Here is a 9,215-nt window from a genome sequence, read left to right as displayed (position 1 = left end):
GGTATGAGGTCAAGAGCGAAGCTTTGCCTAGCCATGAGTGAACGGGGGCTTCGCCGGCGCACGCCCGGACGAGAGTTTGGCTGCAGACAGCAGCTTGACCTCGTTTGCCTGAACCCTGAGGCTGCCAGCATCGAGCAGACGTAGCCATGTCATTGAAGTTTCTTCGGAAGTTCGCGAGCGTGGCATCCGGATGGTTTTTGACACCGCAAGAAGCACGATTCGCAGTGGACAGCCTACTTATGGGGTCAAGCAGACCTGAAAGGCGTCGACGTTCGTCCCGCCGACGCTTCGCGCCCCTGCCGCGCGCCGATGCGGGATCTGTCTCCTTGGCGATATTCCCGTTACGATGGCGCGAGCCAAGCGCCCCGAGCGCCGAAAGTCATCCACCCCCCGTGAGGATTCGATGAACTTGTTGCGCGTCCTCTCCCCGCTGCTCTTGGTCTTGCTGGGCGCCTGCGCCAGTCGACCGGTCAACCCGCGCATCACGCACACCGACCCACATACGGGCTACCGTCTGGAGGTGCGCCAGGCGGAGGTCAAGAACAAGGACAACCTGGTGGTCCTTGCTTTCTCAGGAGGGGGCACGCGGGCCGCCGCGTTCTCATATGGCGCGCTCGAGTTCCTGCGGCGTACCGAGATCGAGGGAATTGACGGAAGGCGTGTGCGGCTGCTCGACGAGGTCGATGTAATTACCGGCGTATCGGGCGGAAGCTTCACGGCTCTTGCCTACGGGCTCTACGGTGAGCGCCTGTTTGCCGACTACGAGCAGCGCTTTCTGAAACGCAATGTGCAGGGCGAACTCATCGCCCGCTTCTTGAGCCCAATGAATTGGGGAAGGCTCTGGTCGACGGGCTGGGGTCGCTCCGAGCTCGCGGCCGAGCTGTACGACGAAATCCTGTTCGACCATGCGACCTATGGCGATCTCGTGCGTGGCAAGGGCCCGCTGATCCTGGTGTCCGCCACCAATATCACGACTGGTTCGCGCTTCGTCTTCAACCAAGGCATCTTCGACGTCATTTGCTCGGACCTCGATCCAGTGCCGTTGTCGCGCGCCGCTGCGGCCTCTTCGGCCGTGCCGGTTGTGCTCTCACCCGTAACAATCAACAACTACGGCGGCACGTGCCACGCGGCCCTGCCCGACTGGGCAAAGCTGTTCCTCGACAAGGACAATCCGCCGCGGCCCGAGGCACGAGTTGTGAGGTCGCTCAAGACCGGGCTGGTTTATGGCGACAGCGAGGAACGGCCCTATCTCCACCTCGTCGACGGCGGCGTGTCGGACAACGTGGGTATGCGTACCGCGCTCGATGCGTTGCAAGTCCTCGAAGCGCTGCAGAGTGCCGGCGTGCCGTCGCCGCTCGACAGCGCGCGCAGAATTGTCGTGTTCGTCGTCAACTCACTGTCGTCTCCACCCACTGATTGGGACCGGTCCGAGACGCCCCCCGGCACCGCGAGCATCCTGCTCAAGTCTGCCGGCGTGCCGATCGATGCGTTTTCCTACGAGACGACCGAACTGTTGCGCGACACCGCAGCACGCTGGGCGACGTTGCGCCTGCTCGGCCAATCGGCCGCCTTTGCGGGCAACAAGGATCCCAAGGTGGACGCGGCTCTCCGCGTACCGGCTGCAGAAATCTATGCAATCGACGTGTCGTTTCCCGCGCTGAAGGACAAGTCGGAGATCGCCTATCTCAATCAGCAGCCGACAAGCTTCGTGCTGCCCTCGGATGCGGTCGATCGCCTCCGCGCCGCAGCGGGGACGATCATTCTCGATTCACCCGAATTCAAGCGGCTGCTGAAGGATATTGGCGCGCGAATCGTCCCTTCGCAGGAGCCGTCGCACTGACCCATGAAGAGCCTCAGTCGACGCTTTTGAGGTGCACCCGATCCGACTTGCCTTGGGTACTGAATCGTGACAACATGAACAAGACGCAAAATCGCCAAAAGCACCACGCGTGTTCACGAACAAGCGGGTCGCGAAAATCGGCTCTTGCGCCAGGCTTCCGAATGGCGGGAGTGGAAAGTGGCCTCCAAAATCAACGGTGCCGTTTTCCGGTGGGAGTTGGCCACGAGTGAAAGGCCATCGGGTATGAGTCCGCAAGCGTTGGCAACGATCAGATGGCAGTGGCGCTACTGCATCTCAGTTGCGCGCATGCTTGTCCTTGCCGCGGTGCTGAGCGCCTCAGGAGCACATTCCGAAGCACAAGTCGGTGACGCGAAATCGATACTCAAGGCGATGTCCGACTATGTGGGCCGACTGGAGACGATCGAGTACACGTTCGACAGCGACATCGAAGTCATCACGCCGGAGTTGGAGAAAATCCAGTTCACCAATTCTGGCGAGGCGTTGCTGAGACGCCCTGACAAGCTGCGAGCGCACCGCGTGGGAGGGCACGCGGACGTGGCGCTGTACTTCAACGGCAAGACCGCAATGATTTACGGCAAGAACATCGACGGCTACGCGCAGTTCGATGCGCCAGGCACTGTCGACCAGCTGATTGCGGGCCTGCGCGATGGCCATGGCATCTCATTGCCCGGTGCGGACCTGCTCATGTCGAACTCCTATGACGGCCTCATTGCCGGGGTTCTCGATGCCAAGCGCATTGGCTACGGAATGGTCGAAGGGCGCCTGTGCGAGCATCTCGCGTTCCGCAATTTCGACACCGATTGGCAACTCTGGGTTGAGGCGGGTGATCGTCCTTTCCCTCGCAAGATGGTGATCACAAGCAAGACCATGAACGCCGCGCCGCAATACACGGTTCGCGTCAAAAGCTGGAAGACCGATGTTGTCCCAGCGCCCAATGCATTTGTATTCAGTCCCCCGGCCACGGCGCGAAAACTCGATCCCAACGACCTGAGCGAACTCGACGAATTGCCGTCCGGGGCCCCACGCTAGGAAAATCTATATGACCGACTTCGCTCGCAAATTCATGCTTTCGCTTGGTTTGGCTTCGCTCGGATGGCTTGGCGTTGGCGAAGGGGGCTTGATGGCCCCCGCGTATGCGATTGCCGGTGCGCCGGCGACGCCGGTCAGCTATGCCGGTGTGGCCAGACGTTCCACCGTGGGTGCGGGAGCACCCGGTGTGGGCGTCACGCCTCGAGCCGGGGTGGGAGCACCTGGCGTGGGGGCAGCTCCTGCGAACCGGGGCGGACCGGTGAATAGAGTTGGCGTGCGCTGAACGCTGAATTCGGCTAAGGCATCCGACTGGCCATCGGGCTAATGATTTTCTCGTCAGCGGAGGATCCATGAAACCGAAGACGACAGGGCAAATTGCACGACTCCTCGCGGGTGGCGCGGGTGCCCTTGCGTTGGTAATGGCCGCAGCGCTGCCTGAATCGGCGGTCGCACAACCCACCGACATCGACCCGCAGGCCGAGAAGCTTCTCAGGGCATCGACCGATTTCCTCGCAAGCCAGAAGCAATTCAGCCTGGTGACGCGCAGCACGCTCGAGATCGTGCTCGATTCGGGTCAGAAGATTCAGTTCGACCATACGCTAAGGCAGTCGGTTCAACGGCCGAACAGGCTGCGGGCCGAGCGCGTCGGCGACTTGGTGGACCAAGTCTTTTACTACGACGGCAAGACGCTCACTCTGTACAACCCGGGTGGCAAATACTTTGCGACCGTCCCGGCGCCCGGCACGCTGGAAGAAGCGTTGGAGTTCGCACGGGTAAAGCTCGACATCGTTGCCCCGGCGGGAGACTTCATCGACAAGAATGCGTATGAGATCCTGATGACGGACGTGAACTCCGGCTTCGTGGTGGGCAAAAGCATGGTGGAGGGCGTGCGTTGCGACCATCTTGCCTTCAGGGCCCCCCAAGTCGACTGGCAAATCTGGATTCAGGAGGGCAAGCAGCCACTGCCCCGGAAGTTAGTCATAACATCGAGGGATGTGGTCAATGCGCCCCAGTTCGAGGTTACGGTCACGAAGTGGAACCTCAACCCCAGGTTCACCGCCAACGAGTTCAGTTTTTCGGCTCCGAGGGGCGCGAAAAAGGTCGAATTCTTGCCCTTTGGTACCGGCGCCCCCCGTACAAAGTGAGTGCGAAGGAGCCCACCATGAACTACAGGCCATTAAAGTGGCTCGGCCTCGGCATTTGCTTGCCTCTTCTGATGCTCGTTGATCTGTCGCCCGAAGCACCGTCTAGCCTGCGCTTTCCACGGGACGCGCAGGCCATCGTTGGCGCGCCCCTCACGCCTGCCTCCGCTGCCGGCGTGGCACGGCGCACGACACGCCGCGTGGTGGTGGGAAGCGCCACGACGGCGGCGGCAGTTACTTCGCAGCAGCAGGCGACGGCCCAACAGCAGGCCGCGACCGCCCAGCAGCAGTCTGCAACCGCGCAACAACAAGCGGCAGCCGCGCAACAACATGCGGCGGCCGGGCAGAAGGCCCAGCCGGCCCGGCCGGCGACTCCTTCCGTGGCACAGGCGACTGGCGCGCCGGCCATCGGCACCATCGTGCCCGCTCTCCCCGCAGGATGCATTTCGGCCCCCAAGAACGGCATTGAGTACCACAAGTGCGGCAGCGTCTACTACCGCGGCGCGTTCCAGGGCAACGACCTTGTCTTCGTTGTGCAACAACCATAGGGCCCCGTCTCGCGATCCGGTGATGCGCGGCATCGCGGCCCTTGGCGCCTGCCCCATCTTCTTGTTCCGTTTCGCGGCATAGCGCATGTGGCTTTCATCCCGGGGTCGAGTGCACGGCTTCGGTCGCGTAGCCGGAGCGACTGGATGAACATTTTGAAGAGGCCGGCGCTTGCGAAGTCTTTAGGGCTTGCGAGCGCCTTCGCATGCTTGCCAGCCGCGGCCCAAACAACAGGTGCCGCGGACATCTGGAACWACGAGATCACGCCGTACTTCTGGGCCACCGCACTCCGCGCCGACGTCAACACGCGCCAGTTTGGCACGCAGAAGCTAGACGTCCCCTTCTCGGACATCGCTTCGGCACTGAACTTCGCCGCCATGGGCACCATCGAGGCGCGCAAAGGGCCGTGGGGCGGCTTGATCGACGTCCAGTACGTGAAGCTCAGCGCCAGCAGTTCGCCGGTGATCGCACCTTTCGCAAACCTCGACATCACCTATGAGCAGCAAATCTGGACCCTCGCGGGCTTCTATCGCTTGGCGGATGGGCCGGCTTCGGTCGATGTCCTGGGCGGTGCCCGCTACGTTTACATCCAGACGGAGGCGAGCGTCACCACCGTCTTCGCGCCTGTAGGACCCAGCCCCAGTACCAGCAAGGGCCAGTGGGAGGGCATCGTCGGCGTACGCGCGCAATATCCGATCGATGCCAAGTGGTCGCTGCTGGGCTATCTTGATGTCGGCGGAGGCTCGACCCTCAGTTGGCAGTTGATCGCCGGTGCGAACTATCGCTACTCCGATGAGACGACGGTGAAATTCGGCTATCGGTATTTCAGCTTCGACCGCGGGGACGTGCCGGTGGGCAAGGCGAGTTTGGGTGGCCCGTACGTGGGCGTCGGCTTTCGATTCTGAACAGGCCCTTGCCGACGCAATGCCGCGGCCCGCTGCCGCGTTGTCGCACAGAGCCACTTCGGCGCAAAATGTGGAGTGAGGGATGAGAGCGTACGGTCATCGCTTGAAGCCCGCAGTCTGACGTTGCAGAGACTGATCGGGTCAACCGAGCCAACGAGTGGAGTTCGCACCATGAAAAAGCTTCATGTCGTCAGCGTGGTCCTTTTCAGTGTCGGACTGTGGAATCTTGGCTCCGATCTGGCGCATGCCCAGCGCACAAATCCCAATCGCGACGTGTACTTCGGCCAGACGCATGTTCATACGAGTTGGTCCTTCGACGCGTTTGTGTTTGGCAATACGTTTGCTGGGCCTGAGGAAGCTTACAAATTTGCCCTCGGACAGCCCATCAAGCATCCGGGCGGCAACATGGTCAAGCTCAAGCGGCCGCTTGACTTCCAGGGGGTCACCGACCATTCGGAGTACATGGGGGCGATCATTCAGGCGAACACGCCAGGCTCATCCATCAGCAAACTACCTATCGCGGAGAAGCTGAAAGTGGGCGGCCCGGCGGACGTGCAGCGGGTCTACCTTTTTCTAGCCCAGTCCCTCATTACTGAGCCGATCAAGGAGCTCACGAGCCCCGAGGTGGCCGGCACGGTGTGGAAGGACATGGCGAGGATCGCGGACAAGTACAACCAGCCCGGCAAGTTCACCACCTTCGTTGCGTACGAGTGGTCTTCGACGCCAGACAACCGGAACTTGCATCGCAATGTGTTCTTCAAAGACTCCAAGAAGGTGCCCGAGTTGCCTTTCACCGCGATCGATTCGGACCATCCCGAGGATCTTTGGACATGGATGGACGGCCAGCGCAGGGCTGGCAACGAGGTCCTTGCGATCTCGCACAACGCGAACCTGTCTGATGGCGCCATGTTTCCCGTGGACGTGGACGGCAAAGGGCGCCCCATCGACGCCGCATGGGCGGACACAAGGATGCGCAACGAAATGCTGTCTGAGATCCAGCAACTCAAGGGCGCTTCGGAGACACACCCGAGCCTGTCGCCGAACGATGAATTTGCGGGTCACGAAATACTTTCCTACTTGCTGGGCGGAGCCGACCGCGTGCCGAAGATCCACGGCAGCTACATTCGCGAGGCATACGAGAACGGCTTGGCAATGCAGGCGACGAGCGGCTACAACCCCTACAAGTTCGGCATAGTCGGTGCGAGCGATACCCATAGCACAGCAGCGCCTTACACGGAAAACAACTTCTTTGGCGGTCACGGCCTGATGGATGCCACGCCGAAGGCCCGCCTGGGTGGACATGAGACCGCGGGAATGACTTCCGATCGATTTTCCACCTCGGGCTTGGCGGGCGTCTGGGCGGAGGCAAATACGCGCGAAGCGCTGTTCAATGCCATGCAGCGCAAGGAGACCTTCGGCACGAGCGGCGTGCGCATCAAGCTGCGCATGTTCGGAGGCTGGGATTTCAAGCCCGATGTGTTCAAGCAGAAGGACTGGGCCGCCGTCGGCTACGCGCGGGGCGTGCCCATGGGTGGCGACTTGCCTGCACCTGCGGCCAAGGCGCCATCGTTCATCGTCCAGGCTTTGAAGGACCCTGACGACGGCAACCTCGATCGCATCCAGATCGTCAAAGGTTGGACCCGCAGCGGGCAGACCTTCGAAAAAATCTATGACGTCGCCTGGTCGGGCAGTCGCAAGCGCGACCCGACCACCGGCAGGGTGGCGGCTGTGGGCGATACGGTGAACGTCGAGAACGCTTCTTACACGAACACCATCGGCGCCGTCGAGCTGAAGACGGTGTGGACAGACCCAGACTTTGATCCGAGCCTGCATGCCTTCTACTACGCGCGGGTGTTGCAGATTCCGACGCCGCGCTGGACAACTTACGACGCCAAGACCCTAGGCGTGGCTCCGCCTCGCGGCGTGCCTGTGACTGTGCAGGAGCGCGCATGGTCGTCGCCCATCTGGTTCACGCCGACCGCCGAGGATGCGAAGAGTGCAAAGCCGGGTGGTCTGGCGGCGGCCGACCTGAAACAGAAGGGTGCGATCGCGCTCGACGACGCAGCATTGAAGGAACTCATCGTGGGCAAAAGCGTGGCCGTGCGTAACCTCGTGACCGGCCAGCGCTTCGAGATGCTTTACGGCGCGAACGGTCGCCGGCTGATCACGAGCATCGACGGAAAGCAGCCGCTCGCGGGTGAGGTTGGCGACGTCATGCACAGCGGCGATTTGGGCTCGCCGGCGGCCTACACCATCAGCGGCGGACGCCTCACGACGAACATCGGCGGGACGCCGTTTGAGGTGGTCGTCTACAAGTTGGGCGAGCAGTACATAGCGTCGCGCAGCAATGAATTCGGTTTCGCTAACTACGAAGTGGAGCCCTTGAAGCGATGAGCGAGCCGGGGCGCAACAACCCTTCGCTGTCGCGACTGAAGCGGTGGTTGCGCGAACCGCTGCTGCACTTCCTGTTGGTTGGCTTTGGGCTTTTCGCTCTCTACGGTGCACTCCACCCTCAGGCCGGAGATCCTGTGCGCCCGAACCGCATCGAGCTGACCGAAGATGACCTGCACCAGATGGTGCTGGTGTGGACTGCGCAATGGCGGCGACCGCCCACGTCGGCGGAGATGCATTCGCTGATTGAAGCCAAGATCCGGGAAGAGGTCCTCGCTCGAGAGGCGTTGGCACTCGGCCTTGACCAGGGCGATGCCATCGTGCGCCGGCGCCTTGCGCAGAAGATGGAGTTTCTCGCCGAAGACATTTCCGGCGTTCGCGATCCAGGAGCCGCGGAACTCAAGGCATGGTTCGAGGGCCGGCCGGAGCGGTTTGCGCTGCCGGGCCGCGTGGGCTTTCGGCACCTGTACTTCTCGCCGGATCTGCGCGGCCCAGACGCACGAGCCGCGGCGGCGGCTGCGCTCGCGCAGCTCGAAGGCGTGCCTGCGGATGGGCCCAGCGTCAGCACGGCGGGGGACCGCTTCATGCTTCAGGACTACTACGCAGACCGCGAGCCCGAGCAAGTGGCAAGCGTATTCGGCACCATATTCGCGGAGGCACTGTTCCGCCTCAAACCGGGTGCCTGGCAAGGGCCCGTCGAGTCGGGACTGGGCTGGCATCTCGTGTTCGTCGAATCGATAGCGCCCGCACACGTGCCCACCTTCGAGCAAATAGAGGCAGACGTGAAGGCTGAATGGCTCGGCGAGCAGCGCGCCGAATCGAAGCGCAAGAGATTCGAGGCCATGCGCGCGCGCTACGAGGTGAGGTTGCCGGCGTCTGTCGGAAGGTCGCCGTGATTCGCAAGTGGACGCGGCCGCGGGGCATGGTGGTATGGCTGAGATTCGGTCTTGCGTTTCTGCTCCTGTGTCGCCTGGGCGTCGCATGGGCGCACGATTCGCGTCCCGCCTACTTGGAGATCAACGAAATTGGCACCGGGCACTACGAGGTGCTGTGGCGCACGCCGGTGTTCTCGGGGATGCCGCTACCGGTTGAGTTGCGCTTCGCAGAGGGCACCCGCAACATCATCGAGCCCACCGTGCGAAGGCTTCCGGACTCCTTGCTCGAACGACGCTTGATCGAAGTCCCCGGCGGCCTGCCTGGCAAGCGCATCGAGATCGTCGGGCTTCAGGCCACGATCGCGGACGTGCTGGCGCGCGTTCAACTTCGCGACGGTCAAAGCTCGACCAGCCTCGTCCACCCGTCACAACCGTGGCTGGAGGTGCGCGCCGCACAGGGGCGAGG

8 protein-coding genes are annotated in these 9,215 nt (G+C 62.4%); all 8 read left to right on the top strand.

The genetic code is table 11. The features are described 5' to 3' along the window. Nucleotides 1-403 precede the first annotated feature (403 nt). On the top strand, nt 404-1,840 hold the full coding sequence (locus AC1DY5_RS30590; RefSeq protein ID WP_478117576.1) for a patatin-like phospholipase family protein: 1,437 nt from the start codon (nt 404-406) through the stop codon (nt 1,838-1,840). A gap of 177 nt (nt 1,841-2,017) precedes the next feature. After that, nucleotides 2,018-2,890 carry a DUF2092 domain-containing protein gene (locus AC1DY5_RS30585; RefSeq protein WP_478117575.1) on the top strand — a complete coding sequence of 291 codons (873 nt, stop codon included), beginning with the start codon at nt 2,018-2,020 and terminating at the stop codon, nt 2,888-2,890. A 350-nt stretch (nt 2,891-3,240) separates the two neighbouring features. After that, entirely contained in the window at nt 3,241-4,035 is a 795-nt protein-coding gene (locus tag AC1DY5_RS30580) for a DUF2092 domain-containing protein (RefSeq protein WP_478117574.1), read from the top strand. Between the two features lie 17 nt (nt 4,036-4,052). After that, the gene (locus AC1DY5_RS30575; RefSeq protein ID WP_478117572.1) at nt 4,053-4,580 is read left to right on the top strand and encodes a hypothetical protein; all 528 of its coding nucleotides are present in this window, start codon (nt 4,053-4,055) and stop codon (nt 4,578-4,580) included. A 144-nt stretch (nt 4,581-4,724) separates the two neighbouring features. After that, nucleotides 4,725-5,483, top strand: a complete 759-nt coding sequence (locus AC1DY5_RS30570) for a porin family protein (RefSeq protein ID WP_478117570.1) — start codon at nt 4,725-4,727, stop codon at nt 5,481-5,483. 171 nt (nt 5,484-5,654) lie between these two features. Further along, nucleotides 5,655-7,877 (top strand): DUF3604 domain-containing protein, encoded by a 2,223-nt coding sequence (locus tag AC1DY5_RS30565; protein ID WP_478117569.1) that lies wholly within the window; start codon nt 5,655-5,657, stop codon nt 7,875-7,877. After that, complete coding sequence (locus tag AC1DY5_RS30560) at nt 7,874-8,770, top strand: peptidyl-prolyl cis-trans isomerase (protein WP_478117567.1); 897 nt, start codon at nt 7,874-7,876, stop codon at nt 8,768-8,770. The genes AC1DY5_RS30565 and AC1DY5_RS30560 overlap by 4 nt, the downstream gene beginning before the upstream one ends. Nucleotides 8,771-8,883: 113 nt before the next feature. Continuing rightward, nucleotides 8,884-9,215 (top strand): hypothetical protein (locus AC1DY5_RS30555; protein ID WP_478117565.1); only part of this gene is annotated, 332 nt, incomplete at its 3' end.

This window comes from Variovorax sp. P4_D9, from assembly GCF_056401695.1.
This window is presented reverse-complemented; position numbering and strand designations above follow the sequence as displayed.